Source organism: Rugamonas sp. GW822-FHT03B10 (assembly GCF_058801745.1).
Genome location: NZ_JBXANP010000009.1, coordinates 174959 through 190111 on the forward strand (window position 1 = coordinate 174959; position 15153 = coordinate 190111).

Here is a 15153-nt window from a genome sequence, read left to right on the forward strand (position 1 = left end):
CATGACCACTACCCGCTTTGAATTAGTCCGCAACCCGTTTGGCCGCCTGGTGCTCACCACCGAGGACGGCCAGGTGTTCGAGAACGTGGCGCCGGCACGCGCCTTCCCCGTGCAGGCGCCCCACGAGGGCATCGCCCTGGTGTGCGTCGACGGCAAGGAGGTGGCTTGGATCGACCAGCTCGACGACCTGCCGCCGGCCATCGCCGCGCTGGTGCGCGAGGAACTGGGGGGGCGCGAGTTCATGCCCGAGATTTCGCGCATCCTCAGCGTGACCAGCTACGCCACGCCGTGCACGTGGAAGGTCCACACCGACCGTGGCGACACGGAGTTCGTGCTGCGCGGCGAGGAGGACATCCGCCGCATCGGTCCCGACACCCTGCTGGTGTCGGACATCCACGGCATCCACTTCCTGATCCGCGACGCGCACGAACTGGATAAGCACAGCAAGAAGATACTGGACCGGTTCCTGTAATTAAGCACTGCCATACTTACGCACCACCGTAGACCAAGGAGCAATCAAAATGCTGACCGTACTGGGACATGCCGTGTCGATCAACGTGCGCAAGGTGCTGTGGACCTGCGCCGAACTGGATCTGGAATACACCCTCGACGCGTGGGGCGGCGGCAGCCGGTCCACCGCCGACCCGGGTTTCCTGGCGCTCAACCCGAACGCCACCGTGCCCGTGCTGCGCGATGGCGACCTGGTGCTGTGGGAATCGAACACGATCTGCCGCTACCTGGCCGCGCGCTACGGCGACGGCACCTTGCTGCCGGCCGAAGCCGCGCAGCGCGCGCAAGTGGAACAATGGATGGACTGGCAGGCCACGGACCTCAACAGCGCATGGCGCTACGCCTTCATGCACCTGGTGCGGCGCAATCCGGCGTTCGGCGACGCGGCGGCGGCAGACGCCAGCGTGCAGGAATGGAACCGCCGCATGGCTATCCTCGACGGACAACTGGCGCGCACCGGCGCCTTTGTGGCGGGCGCGGAATTCTCGCTGGCAGACATCGTGATCGGCCTGTCCGTGAACCGCTGGCTGCTGTCGCCCATCGCGCGCCCTGAGCTGCCGGCCGTCGCGGCCTACCACGAGCGCCTGCTGCAACGACCCGCTTACATCGCCCACGGCGCCAACGGCCTGCCGTAATCACCGCTGTGCGATAAAGTCAGCGCCGAGCTCGCACCGGCGCACCACCGCCAGCGCGCCGCGGCGGGCGCGCTGGCGCCACCTCACTCCGGCGCGAACACGCGCAGCCGGTGGCCGTCGCGGTCCAGCGCCACGAAGGTGTAGCCGAAATCCATCTGCACCGGGCGCTGGGCGATGGTCACGCCGCGCTCCGCCCAGTCGGCGTAGAGGTCGTTGACGGCGTTGCGGTCGGCCTGGGCGATCGCGATCTCGGCGCCGCCGCCGGACGCCATCACCACCGGCTGCACCGTATGACGCGCCCACAGACCGAGCTTGAGGCCGGACTTGAGCGCGAACAGCGCGAAGGTGGGCGAGGCCTCCACCGGCGCCACGCCCAGCAGCTCGGTGTAGAACGTGGCGCTGGTTTGCGGGTTGTCCACATACAGCAGGATGAAATTGGGGTCGATCATGATGCTCTCCGCATAAGTTCAGATGATTGCGCGCTTGTGACGTCGCGAAACATTATGCTAAGGGCAAGTGCTGACAGTTTCTGTCAGTAGTGTTCAGGAAGGCACCATTCCCCCCGCCGTCAATCGTGTTTGTTGGCGAAGAAGTGCTTGCTGACGTTGACCAGTTTTTCCGCCTGCAGAGTGACCGCAGAGCGCTTGCGGCTACCATGGGCGATCTCGTCCTTGCAACGGGCCAACGCCGCGCCCAGTTCCTGCTGGTAGTCGGACGGCCCCAGCACGTTGAACAGGTCGGCCTTGTCGAGCTTGGCCTTGACGCGCTCGTTGGCCTCGCACAGCAGCACGCGCACGCCGCGCGCCTGCATCTTGCGCACCACCTCCTCCAGCGTCTGGATGCCCGTGAAGTCCATGAACGGCACGTGGCGCAGCCGGATGATGAGGATGTGCGGCTCGGTGTGGGTCTGGATCAGCGCCCGCTCGAAATTCTCGACCGCGCCGAAGAACACCGGCCCTTCGATGCCATACACGAGCACGCCGGGCGGCAACGCCGGCAAGCCCTGCTCGGCCAGTTCCTGGGCCAGCTGCTTGTCGGTCTGCGGCTGGACCTCCACCGAGCTCGACATGCGGCGCAGGAAGTGCATGGTGGCCAGGATCACGCCGATGTTGACGGCCACCACCAGGTCGGCGAACACGGTCAGCAGGAAGGTGATGACGAGGATCACCACGTCGGCCCGCGGCGCGCGCCGCACCATGCGCGCGAAGTGTTTGATCTCGCTCATGTTGTAGGCCACCACGAACAGGATGGCGGCCAGCGCGGCCAGCGGCACGTTGGCCGCCAGCGGCGCCAGCGCCAGCACGATCAGCACCAGCGTGATGGAGTGCACGATGCCGGCCAGCGGGCTGTTGCCGCCGTTGCGGATGCTGGTGGCCGTGCGCGCGATGGCGCCGGTGGCCGCGAACCCGCCGAACAGCGGCGCGACGATGTTGGCCAGGCCCTGGCCGATCAGCTCCTGGTTGGAATCGTGCCGCGTGCCGGCCATGCCGTCGGCCACCACGGCCGACAGCAGCGACTCGATCGCGCCAAGCATGGCGATGGTGAACGCGGGACTGATCAGTTCAACGATGCGCGCCAGCGACACGGACGGCAGCTTGAACCCGGGCAGCTGTTGCGGGATGCCGCCGAACGCGCTGCCGATGGTGGCCACGCCGTCGAAGCGGAAGACCACGTAGACCACGGTGGTCACCACCATCGCCACCAGCGGCCCCGGCACGTGGCGCACGCCGGGGATGCGCGGCGACAGCAGCACCAGCAGCAGGCTCAGCACGGCCAGCCCCGTGGTGGCCAGATGCAGCTGGGGCAAAACCTGGATCAGGTTCCACAGCTTTTCGTGGAAGTGGGCGGCCTCGACCGGATGCAGGCCGAAGAAGTACTTCCACTGCCCCACCCAGATGATGACGCCGATGCCGGCCGTGAAGCCGACGATGACGGGCGCGGGGATGAAGCGGATCACGGCGCCCATGCCGGCGAAGCCCATGGTCACCAGCATCAGGCCGGCCATCAGCGTGGCGATTTGCAGGCCATCGATGCCGTAGCGGGCCGTGACCCCGGCCAGGATGGCGATGAAGGCGCCGGTCGGTCCGGCGATCTGGGCGCGGGTGCCGCCGCAGGCCGCCACCAGCGCGCCGGCCACGATGGCCGTGTACAAGCCCTGCTCGGGCCGCGCGCCGGAGGCGATGGCGAAGGCCATGGCCAGCGGCAACGCCACCACGCCGACGATCACGCCGGCCACCACATTGCGCAACAACTGGCTGCGCGCAAACAAGCCGGCGCGGTGCGCCTCGACGATAACGATCATGCTCATCCTTTGCTGTGGCCGGACTACGGGCCGTTGCTGTCCATAATACGACAGCGGCGGTGAAAATGGGCCCCGATGTCAAGGCCGCGCACGGTAGATGGGCCCGGCACGGCAATCGCGCTCCCATTCTGCTAGCATGAAGTCATGCAAACGCGATAACGGGCGGCCATCGCGGCCCGGAGGGTTCATCATGAGAAACCGGCTGCTTTTGTGCTGGCTATTGGCCGGCGCGCCCCTTGCCGGGGGCGCGGCCACCTACGTCAGCCTGAACTTCAACCTCTCCACCTACCCCGATCTGGTGCCGGTGCCGGGCTACCCCGTGTATTACGCGCCCCGGCTGCGCGCCAATTTCTTCTTCTACGACGGCCTGTACTGGCTGCTCTCCGGCGACGACTGGTACGTCAGCTCCTGGTACAACGGTCCCTGGTCCTACGTGGGGCCGGACGCCGTGCCGCTGTACATCCTGCGTGTGCCGGTGCGCTATTACCTGGCCCCGCCCGTCTACTTCGTCGACTGGCGCCGCGATGCGCCGCCGATGTGGGGACGCCACTGGGGACCGGACTGGGAACGCCGCCATGAAGGCTGGGAACATTGGAACCAGCGCGCCATGCCGCCCCGCGCGCCCTTGCCCACCTACCAGCGCCAGTACGCGGGCAACCGCTATCCGCAGCCGGCCCAGCAGCAATCGCTGCAAAGCCAGCACTACCGCTACCGTCCCCACGACGCCGTGGTGCAGCAGCACATCCAGACGCAGGCGCCCGCGATGACGCGCGAAGCGCGGCCCGCCCCGCCCATGGCGCCGGCGCCGGAACGCCAGCACGCGCCGCCAGGACGGCAGGAACGTCAGCCGCAGCAACCGCAACCACACCCCGAGCGTCAACCGCAGCAGCAGCCAGCGGCGCCGCACTACGGGCCGCCGGCCCATGCGCCCACGCCGTTGCCGGCGCCGCCACCGGAACGCATGGAAACAAGACGCCCACCCGCGCCGCGCGAACCGGCGCCGCCCCCGCGCCAGCAAGCGCTGCCGCAAGGCCACGCGGCGCCGCCGCACGAGCCCGCCGCGCGCCCCGAGCGTGGCGACGAGCGCCGCGCGCCGCCCGGCCGGCAGAACGAAGGCCGGCGCGACAAGGAGCAACATGACGAGCGCTGACGTTGTGTGGCGTCGCCCCCTCTTTCCCGGCTTGATCAGCGATTGTTGACTGGAAAATTCAAAAGCCGTCCAGTAAGATTGGGATTCCGGTCGTTCAGGAATCCGCATGAGAAAGACAACCATCGCACTGTCCACGATCGTCCTGCTGCTTGGCCGGGCGGGCGCCGGTGCGCACGCCGCGCCGCTGGCGCCGGAACAGGTGATCCGGGTCTGCGGGCAGATCGCCGAATGGCCGCCCTACCTGTATTTCAAACGCGACCAGGGCGGGCCGACCGATGAGGTGACCGGCTATTCCGCCGAGATGCTGCAACTGAGCCTGGAACGCAAGGGCTTGCGCCACACGTTCGACATGCTGCCTTGGAAACGTTGCACGGAATCCGTCCGGCTCGGCATGCATGACATGATGACCGACCTGGCCAGCAACCCGGAGCGGAGCAAGACCTATCTGGTCAGCAAACCGTACTACAGCCAGCACCTCGTCTATTTCTACGACACGGCGCGGCCCCGGCCGGCCATCGAGTCGGCGGCCGATCTGAAGAAATTGCGCCTGTGCGGCATCAATGGCTACACCTATGCGGCCTTCGGCCTGAGTCCGGCGCAGATGGACACCGGCTCGCAAGACCTGATGCAATCGCTGCTCAAGCTCAAGAACAATCGCTGCGACGCCGTCCCGGAACGGCTGGAGATCGCGCTCGGCTACCAGGCGCTGGGCAAGGTCGATTTCAAAGTGTTCGGCATCGGCTATGGCGTGCTGCCCGACTTGCCGCCGTCGCCGTTCCACATGATGGTGAGCCGCAACGTGCCCTACGCGGCCGAATTGCTGGAGGTGCTCAACGATGGCATCGATGCCCTCGGCCGCAGCGGCGATGCGAAACGGCTGGCGGCCAAGTACGGCATCGCCGATCCCGGCCTGGGCAAGCCGCCGCGCCGCGCCAGCACACCTGTTCGCTGATCATGCCCTTCCCCTGACCGGGTTCGCCGCGCCCCGTTATTTCAATACTATTTGAAATATCGTACAATTATCGGCGCTCCCAACCCTGCCAATCCCAATGAAACCTGAACAAGTCATCGCCGCGCCGGACGCGCTGGCCCAGCAACCGCTCCCCGCCACAGGCATGGAACCGGCCCCCATCGGCCAGACGCGTCCCGTGACGCTGGCGCGCAGGCTGGCCGCCGAGGCCCTGGGCAGCGCCATGCTGCTGGCGATCGTGGTCGGTTCGGGCATCATGGCCGAGCGGCTGGCCGGCGGCAACGTCGCCATCGCGCTGCTGGCCAACGCCCTCGCCACCGGCGCCGGACTGGTGGCGCTGATCCTCATGCTCGGCCCCGTCTCGGGCGCCCACTTCAATCCGGCCGTCACCCTGTCCGAAGCGTGGCAAGGCAACCTGGCGAGGCGCGACGTGGCGCCCTACATCGTGGTGCAGATCGCCGGCGCGTTCGCCGGGGTGGCGGCCGCCCACGCCATGTTCGACGCGCCGATGTTCGTGGCCTCGGAGCACGTGCGCACCGGCGCCAGCCAGTGGTGGAGCGAAGCCGTGGCGACGTTCGGCCTGATCGCCGTCATCATGGGCTGCGGGCGCAGCCGGCCGGCGGTCACGCCGTTCGCGGTCGCGGCCTACATCACGTCGGCCTACTGGTTCACGGCCTCGACCTCGTTCGCCAACCCGGCCGTGACGCTGGCGCGCGCGGCCACCAACACCTTCGCCGGCATCCGCCCGGCCGACACGCCCGGCTTCATCGCCGCGCAACTGGCCGGCGCGGCGGCGGCAACGGCGCTGTTTGGCTGGCTGTACCGGGCTCCGGTATCATCGGGTGACTGACTCCGGAGCCCACATGCACATACGCGACGCCATCGCCGACGATGCCCAAGCCATCGCCGCCATCTACAACCCCTACATTGCCGACACCACCATCTCGTTCGAGGAGCATGCGGTCACAGACGCCGACATGGCGCGCCGCATCGCCGACGTGCAGGAGGCCGGCCTGCCCTGGCTGGTGATCGAACAAGACCGGGCGGTGCTGGGCTACGCCTACGCGACCAAATGGCGCGTGCGCCATGCCTACCGTTTTTCCGTCGAGAGTTCCGTTTATCTGGCGCCGCAGGCGGCCGGCCAGGGCCTGGGGACCAGGCTATACACGGCGCTGCTGGAGCGCTTGCAGGCGCAGGGCTGCCACCTGGTCATCGGTGGCATCGCGCTGCCCAACGCCGCCAGCGTGGCCCTGCACGAGAAAATGGGGTTCGAGCAGGCCGCCAACTTCCGCGAAGTGGGCTTCAAATTCGATCGCTGGATCGACGTCGGTTACTGGCAGAAAAACCTGGCCACCACGCCGCAGCCCTGACGGCGCCACCGCACGCCACTGCGGCATTTGTTGGCAGGAGCGCGGTGGCTAGTGGGCAAGCACAGCATTGGGCGTACCGGACACGCCGGCATCGCGGAACTGGCGCGGCGTCTGGCCGTGATGGCGGCGGAAGGCGCGGATGAAGTTGGAGGTGTCGCTGTAGCCGGCCTGGGCGGCGATCTCGTCGATGCTCAGGACCGATTGCGCGAGCAGCAGCCGCGTCGCCTCCATGCGCACGCGGTCGAGCAGCTTCTGGTACTGCTGCCCTTCCTGTTGCAGCAAGCGCCGCAGCGTGCGCGGCGACAGGCAAAAGTGGTCGGCGACCTGGTCCAGCGTCGGGTAGCTGCCGCTGTGGCCGGCCAGCCAGGCCGCCACCCGTTCCGACAACCGGGCCGAGCCGGTGCGCAGATCGAGCTGGCACTGGCGCAGGGCCACGGCGTGCGCGTGGGCGTCGGCCGTGGGCAGTTCGCGGTCCAGCAGATCTGCCGGGATGCGGGCGGCCAGCATGGCGGCGCCGAACTGCGCGTCGCACGGACAGTGGGCGGCGCGCTCGGGCGCCCAGGCCGGCGGCGCGAACGGATATTCGATGCAGACCCGGCCGATGCCGCCGCTGACCAGCCCGCGCAGCACCTCGATGATGGTGAACGCGAACACCGTGCAGATGAATTCCTCCAGGCCAAACAGCGGCACGACGGGCACGCATTCCAGCCGCGCCCAGCCGCCCGCCTCGCGCAGCGTCACGCGCAGGCCCGAGCAGCGCAGGCTGCCCAGCATCTCCGCCGTGCGCAAAGCCTGGCGCACCGTGTTGCTGGAGAAGATGGCGTTGCCGACGTTGCCATGCACGTTGGCGCGGATGCGCCGCCCCCACGCGATGGCCAGCAACGGGTCCGGGCATTGCTGCACGGTCAGCCGCAGCAGCGTCAGCAGGCGCGCAAACGCGATCGGACCGGCCGCCTCGCTGAGCGCCGAAGGCGCCAGGCCGGCGTCCGCCAGCAAGGCGTCGACGTCCAGCCCGCGCTTACGCAGGGTATTGCACAACAGGCGCACATAGACGGGATGAATAGCGGGCGCCTGGCGGGCGCGCAAAGCGGTGGCGGTAGCGTTCATGGCGTCCAGCATAACCGAAGTTGGCCTGAAATGACTATCGAATGTCCATCCCGGCCCTGTGGCACCGCCCGTCGGTGCGGCGACAATAGCTGGAATCAGTCAGGGCGCGGCCACGCCGGAGCGGCATGGTTGCGGATACGCTCACACCACTTTACGCGCAAAACCTCATGAAAACGAAAATCACGGCATTATTCGGCATCGAACACCCGATCATCCAGGGCGGTATGCACCACGTCGGCTATGCGGAAATGGCGGCCGCCGTCTCCAACGCCGGTGGCCTGGGCATGATCACCGGCCTGACCCAGCGCTCGGCCGACGACCTGGCCCGCGAAATCGCGCGCTGCCGCGAGATGACGGACAAGCCGTTCGGCGTCAACCTCACCTTCCTGCCCATCATCAACACCCCCGACTATCCGGCCTATATCCGCGCCATCGTCGATGGCGGCGTTCGGGCCGTCGAGACGGCCGGCAACAATCCGCAGAAATACCTGCCGCAGCTGCATGAAGCCGGCGTCAAGGTGATCCACAAGTGCACCTCGGTGCGCCACGCGCTCAAGGCGCAAAGCATCGGCTGCGACGCCGTCAGCGTGGACGGCTTCGAATGCGCTGGCCACCCGGGCGAGGACGACGTGCCCAACTTCATCCTGCTGCCGCGCGCGGCCGACGAGCTGGAGATCCCCTTCGTCGCCTCGGGCGGCATGGCCGACGGCCGCAGCCTGGTGGCCGCGCTGGCGCTGGGCGCGGACGGCATCAACATGGGCACCCGCTTCATCGCCACCAAGGAGGCGCCGGTGCACGAGAACGTCAAGCAAGCCATCGTGGCCGCCAGCGAACTCGATACCCGCCTCGTCATGCGCGGCCTGCGCAACACGGAACGGGTGCTGCGCAACGCGGCCGTCGACCGGCTGATGGAAAAAGAGCGCGCGCTGGGCGCCGCGCTCAAGTTCGAGGACATCATCGAGGAAGTGGCCGGCGTCTACCCCCGCATCATGAAAGAGGGCGACATGGAAGCGGGCGCGTGGTCGTGCGGCATGGTGGCCGGCCTGATCCACGACATCCCCACGGTCAAAGAGCTGATCGACCGCATCATGGCCGAGGCCGACGGCATCATCCGCGAACGTCTGGCGCGCTTCCTGACGGCGTAAGCGGCAACCGGCGCTGCTTGACCAGGGCATACAGCGCCGGAATCACGCACAGCGTGAGGATGGTCGACGAGATCATGCCGCCGACCATGGGCGCGGCGATGCGGCGCATCACTTCCGCACCCGTGCCCGTGCCCCACAAAATGGGCAGCAGGCCGGCCATGATGGCGACCACCGTCATCATCTTCGGCCGCACGCGCTCCACCGCCCCCTCCATCACGGCCTGATACAGGTCGGCGGCCGTGGGCGCCACGCCCTCCTCGCGGCGCCGCGCCTGCAGCGCGCTCCATGCGTGGTCCAGATAGATCAGCATCACCACACCCGTTTCCGCCGCCACCCCGGCCAGCGCGATGAAGCCGACCGCCACGGCGACGGACAGGTTGTAGCCAAGCCCCCACATCAGCCACACGCCGCCCACCAGCGCGAACGGCACCGACAGCATGACGATCAGCGTTTCCGTCAGCCGCCGGAAGTTCAGGTACAGCAGCAGGAAGATGATCAGCAGCGTGATCGGCACCACGACCTTCATCTTGGCGCTGGCGCGCTCCATGAATTCGAACTGGCCGCTCCATGTGGCGTAGTAGCCGGGCGGGAACCTGACCTGCTGTTCGACCGCCCTGCGCGCCTCGGCCACGTAGCCGCCGATGTCGCGCTCGCGGATGTCGACGTAGATGTAGGCCGACAGCAGCGCATTCTCGGTGCGGATACCGGGCGTGCCCTTGGTCACGGCCACCGTGGCCAATTGGCCCAGCGGGATCATGCTGCCGTCGCCGGCCGTCACCAGCACCTGCCGCGCGATCTGCTCGGGCGAGTCGCGCAGCGCACGCGGATAACGCACGGCGACCCCGAATCGCTCGCGGCCCTCGACCGTGGTGGTGACCATCTCGCCACCGAGCGCGCCGCTGACCACGTCCTGCAGGTCGCCCGGCGTGAGGCCGTAGCGCGCCAGCTGGTCACGCTGCGGTTCGATGTTCAGGTAGTAGCCGCCCGTGATGCGCTCGGCGAACGCGGAGCTGGTGCCGGGCACCTGCCGCACCACCGTCTCGATCTGCCGCGCCAGCTGCTCCATCGTGGCCAGATCCTTGCCGAACACCTTGATGCCGACCGGCGTGCGGATGCCGGTGGCCAGCATGTCGAGCCGCGCCTTGATGGGCATGGTCCAGGCGTTGGCCACGCCGGGGAACTGCAGGGCCCGGTCCATCTCCGCCACCAGCTTGTCGGTCGTCATACCGGGCCGCCACTGCGCCTCCGGTTTCAGGTTGATGACGGTCTCGAACATCTCGGTCGGCGCAGGGTCGGTGGCCGTGTTGGCGCGCCCCGCCTTGCCCCAGACCGAACTGACCTCGGGGAAGCCCTTGATGATCTTGTTCTGCGTCTGCAGCAGTTCGGCCGCCTTGGTGATCGACATACCGGGCAGGCTGGCCGGCATGTACAACAAGGTGCCCTCGTTCAGGGTCGGCATGAATTCGCTGCCCAGGCGCGAGGCCGGATACAGCGACGCGAGCATGGCCAGCAGCGCCACCGCCACCGTGGTTTTCTTCCACCGCATGACGGCCGCGATGACGGGCCGGTAGCACCAGATCAGCAGGCGGTTGACGGGATTGCGCGCCTCCGGCATCACCTTGCCGCGTATGAACAGCAGCATCAGCACCGGCACCAGCGTGACCGACAGCAGCGCCGCGCCGGCCATCGAGAAGGTCTTGGTGAACGCCAGCGGGGAGAACATGCGCCCTTCCTGCGCCTCCAGCGTGAACACGGGCAGGAACGAGACGGTGATGATGAGCAGCGAGAAGAACAGCGCCGGCCCCACTTCGCGGCACGCGGCCAGCATGGCCTCGGCGCGCGATTCGCCCTCGCCCAGCCGCTCCAGGTGCTTGTGCGCGTTCTCGATCATGACGATGGCCGCGTCCACCATGGCGCCGATGGCGATCGCGATCCCGCCCAAACTCATCAGGTTGGAGTTCATGCCCAGCAGCCGCATGGCGATGAAGGCGATCAGCACGCCGACCGGCAGCATCAGGATCGCCACCAGCGCGCTCCGCACGTGCAGCAGGAACACCACGCACACCAGCGCGACGATGACGCTCTCCTCGAACAGCGTGTGCTTGAGCGTGTCGATGGCGCGGTGGATCAGCTCCGAGCGGTCGTACACGGTGGCGATGCTCACGCCCTGCGGCAGGCCGCTGCTGATCTCGCGGATCTTGGCCTTGATGTTGTCGATCACCTGCAGCGCGTTTTCGCCGTAGCGCGCCATCGCGATGCCGGACACGACCTCCCCTTCGCCGTTCATTTCCGCCACCCCGCGCCGCTCGTCCGGCGCCAGCTCCACCCTGGCCACGTCGCGCACCAGCACCGGCGTGCCCTGCTCGCTCTTGAGCACCAGGTTCTCCAGGTCCGCCCGGCCGCGCAGGTAGCCGCGGCCGCGCACCATGTATTCCGTCTCGGCCATCTCGACCACGCGCCCGCCGACGTCGCGGTTCGAATCGCGGATCACCTGGGTCAGTTTATTGAGTGAGATGCCGTAGGCGCGCAGCTTCACGGGATCGGCCGTCACCTGGTAGGTCTGCACGAAACCACCCACCGACGCCACCTCCGCCACGCCATGCGCCTTGCTCAACTGGTAGCGCAGATACCAGTCCTGCAGCGTGCGCAGCTCGACCAGCGTCTTGTCCCTGGCCTGCAGCACATACTGGTAGACCCAGCCCACGCCGGTGGCGTCCGGCCCGATCTGCGGGATCACGCCTTTCGGCATGCGGCCGGCGGCGGAATTCAGATATTCAAGCACACGCGAACGCGCCCAGTAGATGTCGGTGCCGTCCTCGAAGATGACGTACACGAACGACGCGCCGAAGAAGGAGAAGCCGCGCACCACCTTGGACTTCGGCACCGACAGCATGGCCGTGGTGAGCGGATACGTCACCTGGTCCTCCACCACCTGCGGCGCCTGGCCGGGGAACTCGGAATAGACGATCACCTGCACGTCCGACAGGTCGGGCAAGGCGTCGATGGGCGTGGCGACGATGGCGGCCACCCCGGCCAGCACCACGAACACGGTGGCCAGCAGCACCAGGAAGCGGTTGCTTCCCGACCAGTTGATTATCTTGTTGAGCATCGTCGTTCCTATCAATGGCCCATGTGATCGTGGTCGTGGCTTGCGCTGGCTGGCGCGGACGCGGACGCGGGCGCTGGCACGGGCATGGGCGCTGGCGCCGCCGCGTGCTCGCCGACGGGAGCGGAGGCGGCGGATGGTGCGGCAGCGGGTGCACCGGCACCGTGCCCGGCGTGACCGAATCCGGCGAGCGCCGCTTTCAGATTGCTCTCCGCATCGATCAGGAAGTTGGCGGCGACGACCACCTGCTCGCCCTCGTCCACGCCTTCCAGTACTTCGACATAATCCTCGCCGCGCGCGCCGGTGCGCACCACGCGCGGTTCAAAGCCGCTGTCCGAGGTGCGCACCAGGACGATGCGTTGCGTGCCGCTGTCGATCAGGGCGGAAACGGGCACCGTCACGGCCGGCGCGCGCGGCGTGGCCGCCAGTTCGAGATGGGCGAACATGCCCGGCTTGAGCAACTGGCCACGGTTGTCCAGCTCAATGCGCACGGGGACGGTGCGGGTGGCCGGATTCAGCGTCGCGTACACATAACTCACGCGGCCCTCGAATTTGCGGCCCGGGTAGGCGTCGATGGCGATGGTGGCCCTGGCGCCGTTGCCGAGCAGGCCGATATCCTGCTCGAACACGTCGGCCACCACCCACACCGAACTGAGGTCGGTGATCTGGAACAGCGTGTCGCCGGGCGCGAAACGCATACCCTGCACAGCCTTCTTCTCGGTGACGATGCCGCTCACGGGCGAGCGCAACGTCAGCGTGCGCCGCGCCTCGCCGGTCTTCTCCAGCGCGCGCAGTTGTTCGGCCGGGATGTCCCAGTTCTTCAACCGCGCCAAACTGGCGTCGGCCAACTGGCGCATGCCGGCCTGCGTCTGCGCGCCAGCGCCTTTCAAGTCTTCCCTGCCCTGCGCCGCGATCGCGTATTCACGTTGCGCCGACACCAGCTCCGGACTGTAGACGTCGAACAGGGCCTGTCCCTTGGCGACCAATTGACCGGTCACGTTCACATGCAGGCGTTCCACGTAGCCGTCGAACTTGGGCGCGACCACCGCCACACGGCGCTCGTCCGCTTCGATGCGTCCGGCGGCGCGCACCACCATGTCGAGCGCACGCCGCTGCGCCGCCTCCGTCTTCACGCCGAGCTTTTGCACCTTGTCCGTGCTGATGACGACCCGGTTCGCGACAGCCTTGCTGTCGCCCGCGCTGTCATCCTCGCCTTCGTAGACAGGCACATAATCCATGCCCATCGCATCCTGCTTTGGCGTGGGCGACGTGTCGGCCAGCCCCATCGGATTGCGGTAGTACAGCAGCTTGCGCGGATGCGGCCCCGGGGCCGGCGCGCCCGCCTCCGTGGCCGCCATCGCCGGCGTTGGCGCGCCCCGCTTGCCCAAGCCGTATCCCGCAGCGCCAGCCAGCGCCGCCGCCACCACTGCCGCCACCACCGCCACGCGTGCGCCTGCGTTCATAAGTCTTCTCCCACAATGCGTTCGATTTGCGCCAGGCGCAATTGCGCTTCGGCTTGTGTCCTGATCCGGTTCTGGCGCACTAGCCGGATTTGTCGTTGGGCGTCGAGCAAGGTGGCGAAATCGACCTTGCCGTTCTCATAGCCGGCCAGCGCCGCCTTGAAGCCGAGTTCCGCCTGCGGCAGCAAGGTGCCTTCGATCAGCGTCGCGGTGCGGCGCGCGGTATCGAGGCCAGCCACCTGCTCGGCCAGCTCACCCTGCAGTTGCTGGGCCAGTCCCTGCTGGCGTGCACGGGCCGCCGCCAGCATGGCCTCGGCCTCGCGCTCCTGCGCGCGGCGCGTGCCCTGCTGGAGCGGAATGTTCAACTCGACCATCAACTCCCACTCCCGTATCCCGCCACCGCGCTGCACGGGGGCCACGCCCAGCGTCAGGTCCGGGTAGCGGTTGCGGTAAGTGAGGTCGCGCGATTTCTCAGCCGCACCGGCGCGCGCACCTTCCGCCGCCAACTGGGGATTGGACGCGTACAAACGAGCCGACAGCGCGGACAGGTTCAGCGCTGGAATGGGCGGTATCGTGCGCGATGATTCGGGTGCGGCCAGCGGCGCGTCCGCCGGCCGCGCCATCATGGCGTTCAGGCGCGCGCGCACCTGCGCCTGCTCGCCCTCCAGTGCGATCAATTCGCCGGCCAGATTGCTCTGCTCCACCTGCGCGCGGATCACGTCCGCCTGCGCGGCCAAGCCGCCCGCATAGCGTGCCTGCGCGATCTGCTCGACCTGCCGCGACAGGGCACTGATTTCTCCGATCAGCGCCGCGTTCTCATGCAAGTAGCGCAGCTGCGCGTAATCGCTCTTGACGCGGGCCGCCACTTCGGTCCAGGTGGCGCTGGCGCGACCCACGGCGCCGCGCGCCTCCAGCGCCGCGATGTCGCCGCGCAGCGCGCGCTTGCCGAACCAGGGCACGTCCTGCGTCAGCTGATAGCGCGTGCTGCCGGCACGGTTGGGCAGCAGCGTGGGATTCTGCGCGCCTTCCTTGGTGATGTCTTGTAATTCGATGCGAATGCGCGGATCGGGCAGCGCCGACGCCGGCGCGATGCGCTGATCGGCCGCCGCCGCCTCTTGCCGCATGGCGGCCACGTCGAAATTGGCGGCACGGGCCAGTTCCAGAACGCTGGCCACGGTGGCGCCGGGCAGTACGTCGCCGGCCAATGCGACAGGCGGGCATAGCGACAATACCAACAGGCAGGCCGCCGGCCAGCGCGGCACGCGCAATGCGGGCGGCGCGAATGGCGCGAGTGGTGCGCATAGCGCGGATGGCACGGTCAGGCCGGCCAGAAAAACGGGGATGGACATGGTGACTCCAGACAGCACGAAATGAATGCCGCGCGCCATACGGCGGCGC

13 protein-coding genes are annotated in these 15153 nt (G+C 67.9%); 7 read left to right on the forward strand and 6 right to left on the reverse strand.

The window, feature by feature from the left end; all coding sequences use genetic code 11:
- Position 1 precedes the first annotated feature (1 nt).
- A complete protein-coding gene (locus AC1RQG_RS16545; RefSeq protein WP_493133103.1) occupies positions 2-472 on the forward strand; it encodes a cyanophycin metabolism-associated DUF1854 family protein in 471 nt (156 codons plus the stop codon).
- A gap of 49 nt (positions 473-521) precedes the next feature.
- Entirely contained in the window at positions 522-1145 is a 624-nt protein-coding gene (locus tag AC1RQG_RS16550) for a glutathione S-transferase family protein (protein ID WP_493133104.1), read from the forward strand.
- An 83-nt stretch (positions 1146-1228) separates the two neighbouring features.
- On the opposite strand, the gene AC1RQG_RS16555 is transcribed toward AC1RQG_RS16550, so the two are convergent.
- Both AC1RQG_RS16555 and AC1RQG_RS16560 read right to left on the reverse strand, forming a co-directional pair.
- Entirely contained in the window at positions 1229-1594 is a 366-nt protein-coding gene (locus AC1RQG_RS16555) for a VOC family protein (RefSeq protein ID WP_493133105.1), read from the reverse strand.
- Between the two features lie 119 nt (positions 1595-1713).
- Positions 1714-3447 (reverse strand): SulP family inorganic anion transporter, encoded by a 1734-nt coding sequence (locus tag AC1RQG_RS16560; protein ID WP_493133171.1) that lies wholly within the window; start codon positions 3445-3447, stop codon positions 1714-1716.
- 190 nt (positions 3448-3637) lie between these two features.
- Here AC1RQG_RS16560 and AC1RQG_RS16565 point away from each other — a divergent pair, with 190 nt between their 5' ends.
- The 4 genes from AC1RQG_RS16565 to AC1RQG_RS16580 all read left to right on the forward strand — a co-directional run bounded on the left by AC1RQG_RS16565 (position 3638) and on the right by AC1RQG_RS16580 (position 6937).
- Positions 3638-4597: a hypothetical protein gene (locus AC1RQG_RS16565; RefSeq protein WP_493133106.1), complete on the forward strand. Its 960-nt coding sequence runs from the start codon at positions 3638-3640 to the stop codon at positions 4595-4597.
- Positions 4598-4703: 106 nt separating this feature from the next.
- The gene (locus AC1RQG_RS16570) at positions 4704-5549 is read left to right on the forward strand and encodes a substrate-binding periplasmic protein (RefSeq protein ID WP_493133107.1); all 846 of its coding nucleotides are present in this window, start codon (positions 4704-4706) and stop codon (positions 5547-5549) included.
- A 163-nt stretch (positions 5550-5712) separates the two neighbouring features.
- Positions 5713-6417 carry an aquaporin gene (locus AC1RQG_RS16575; protein WP_493133172.1) on the forward strand — a complete coding sequence of 235 codons (705 nt, stop codon included), beginning with the start codon at positions 5713-5715 and terminating at the stop codon, positions 6415-6417.
- 13 nt (positions 6418-6430) lie between these two features.
- Positions 6431-6937 (forward strand): arsinothricin resistance N-acetyltransferase ArsN1 family B, encoded by a 507-nt coding sequence (locus AC1RQG_RS16580; protein ID WP_493133108.1) that lies wholly within the window; start codon positions 6431-6433, stop codon positions 6935-6937.
- 48 nt (positions 6938-6985) lie between these two features.
- Here the strand turns inward: AC1RQG_RS16580 and AC1RQG_RS16585 are convergent, their stop codons facing one another.
- On the reverse strand, positions 6986-8044 hold the full coding sequence (locus AC1RQG_RS16585; protein ID WP_493133109.1) for an AraC family transcriptional regulator ligand-binding domain-containing protein: 1059 nt from the start codon (positions 8042-8044) through the stop codon (positions 6986-6988).
- Between the two features lie 167 nt (positions 8045-8211).
- Between AC1RQG_RS16585 and AC1RQG_RS16590 the strand changes: the two genes are divergently transcribed.
- Complete coding sequence (locus tag AC1RQG_RS16590; RefSeq protein ID WP_493133110.1) at positions 8212-9189, forward strand: NAD(P)H-dependent flavin oxidoreductase; 978 nt, start codon at positions 8212-8214, stop codon at positions 9187-9189.
- Here AC1RQG_RS16590 and AC1RQG_RS16595 read toward each other — a convergent pair.
- Genes AC1RQG_RS16595 through AC1RQG_RS16605 form a run of 3 tightly spaced genes read right to left on the reverse strand, consistent with a single transcriptional unit; the run spans position 9152 to position 15104 of the window.
- A complete protein-coding gene (locus tag AC1RQG_RS16595; protein ID WP_493133111.1) occupies positions 9152-12298 on the reverse strand; it encodes an efflux RND transporter permease subunit in 3147 nt (1048 codons plus the stop codon). The genes AC1RQG_RS16590 and AC1RQG_RS16595 overlap by 38 nt on opposite strands.
- An 11-nt stretch (positions 12299-12309) precedes the next feature.
- Positions 12310-13758, reverse strand: a complete 1449-nt coding sequence (locus AC1RQG_RS16600) for an efflux RND transporter periplasmic adaptor subunit (RefSeq protein ID WP_493133112.1) — start codon at positions 13756-13758, stop codon at positions 12310-12312.
- Complete coding sequence (locus tag AC1RQG_RS16605; RefSeq protein ID WP_493133113.1) at positions 13755-15104, reverse strand: TolC family protein; 1350 nt, start codon at positions 15102-15104, stop codon at positions 13755-13757. Before AC1RQG_RS16605 ends, AC1RQG_RS16600 begins: the two co-directional genes overlap by 4 nt.
- Between the last annotated feature and the right edge of the window lie 49 nt (positions 15105-15153).

Excerpts from the sequence above, each read along its gene's own strand:
- AC1RQG_RS16545 (WP_493133103.1), top strand. The coding sequence starts at position 2 with ATGACCACTACCCGCTTTGAATTAGTCCGCAACCCGTTTGGCCGCCTG.
- AC1RQG_RS16550 (WP_493133104.1), top strand. The coding sequence starts at position 522 with ATGCTGACCGTACTGGGACATGCCGTGTCGATCAACGTGCGCAAGGTG.
- AC1RQG_RS16555 (WP_493133105.1), bottom strand. The coding sequence starts at position 1,594 with ATGATCGACCCCAATTTCATCCTGCTGTATGTGGACAACCCGCAAACC.
- AC1RQG_RS16560 (WP_493133171.1), bottom strand. The coding sequence starts at position 3,447 with ATGATCGTTATCGTCGAGGCGCACCGCGCCGGCTTGTTTGCGCGCAGC.
- AC1RQG_RS16565 (WP_493133106.1), top strand. The coding sequence starts at position 3,638 with ATGAGAAACCGGCTGCTTTTGTGCTGGCTATTGGCCGGCGCGCCCCTT.
- AC1RQG_RS16570 (WP_493133107.1), top strand. The coding sequence starts at position 4,704 with ATGAGAAAGACAACCATCGCACTGTCCACGATCGTCCTGCTGCTTGGC.
- AC1RQG_RS16575 (WP_493133172.1), top strand. The coding sequence starts at position 5,713 with ATGGAACCGGCCCCCATCGGCCAGACGCGTCCCGTGACGCTGGCGCGC.
- AC1RQG_RS16580 (WP_493133108.1), top strand. The coding sequence starts at position 6,431 with ATGCACATACGCGACGCCATCGCCGACGATGCCCAAGCCATCGCCGCC.
- AC1RQG_RS16585 (WP_493133109.1), bottom strand. The coding sequence starts at position 8,044 with ATGAACGCTACCGCCACCGCTTTGCGCGCCCGCCAGGCGCCCGCTATT.
- AC1RQG_RS16590 (WP_493133110.1), top strand. The coding sequence starts at position 8,212 with ATGAAAACGAAAATCACGGCATTATTCGGCATCGAACACCCGATCATC.
- AC1RQG_RS16595 (WP_493133111.1), bottom strand. The coding sequence starts at position 12,298 with ATGCTCAACAAGATAATCAACTGGTCGGGAAGCAACCGCTTCCTGGTG.
- AC1RQG_RS16600 (WP_493133112.1), bottom strand. The coding sequence starts at position 13,758 with ATGAACGCAGGCGCACGCGTGGCGGTGGTGGCGGCAGTGGTGGCGGCG.
- AC1RQG_RS16605 (WP_493133113.1), bottom strand. The coding sequence starts at position 15,104 with ATGTCCATCCCCGTTTTTCTGGCCGGCCTGACCGTGCCATCCGCGCTA.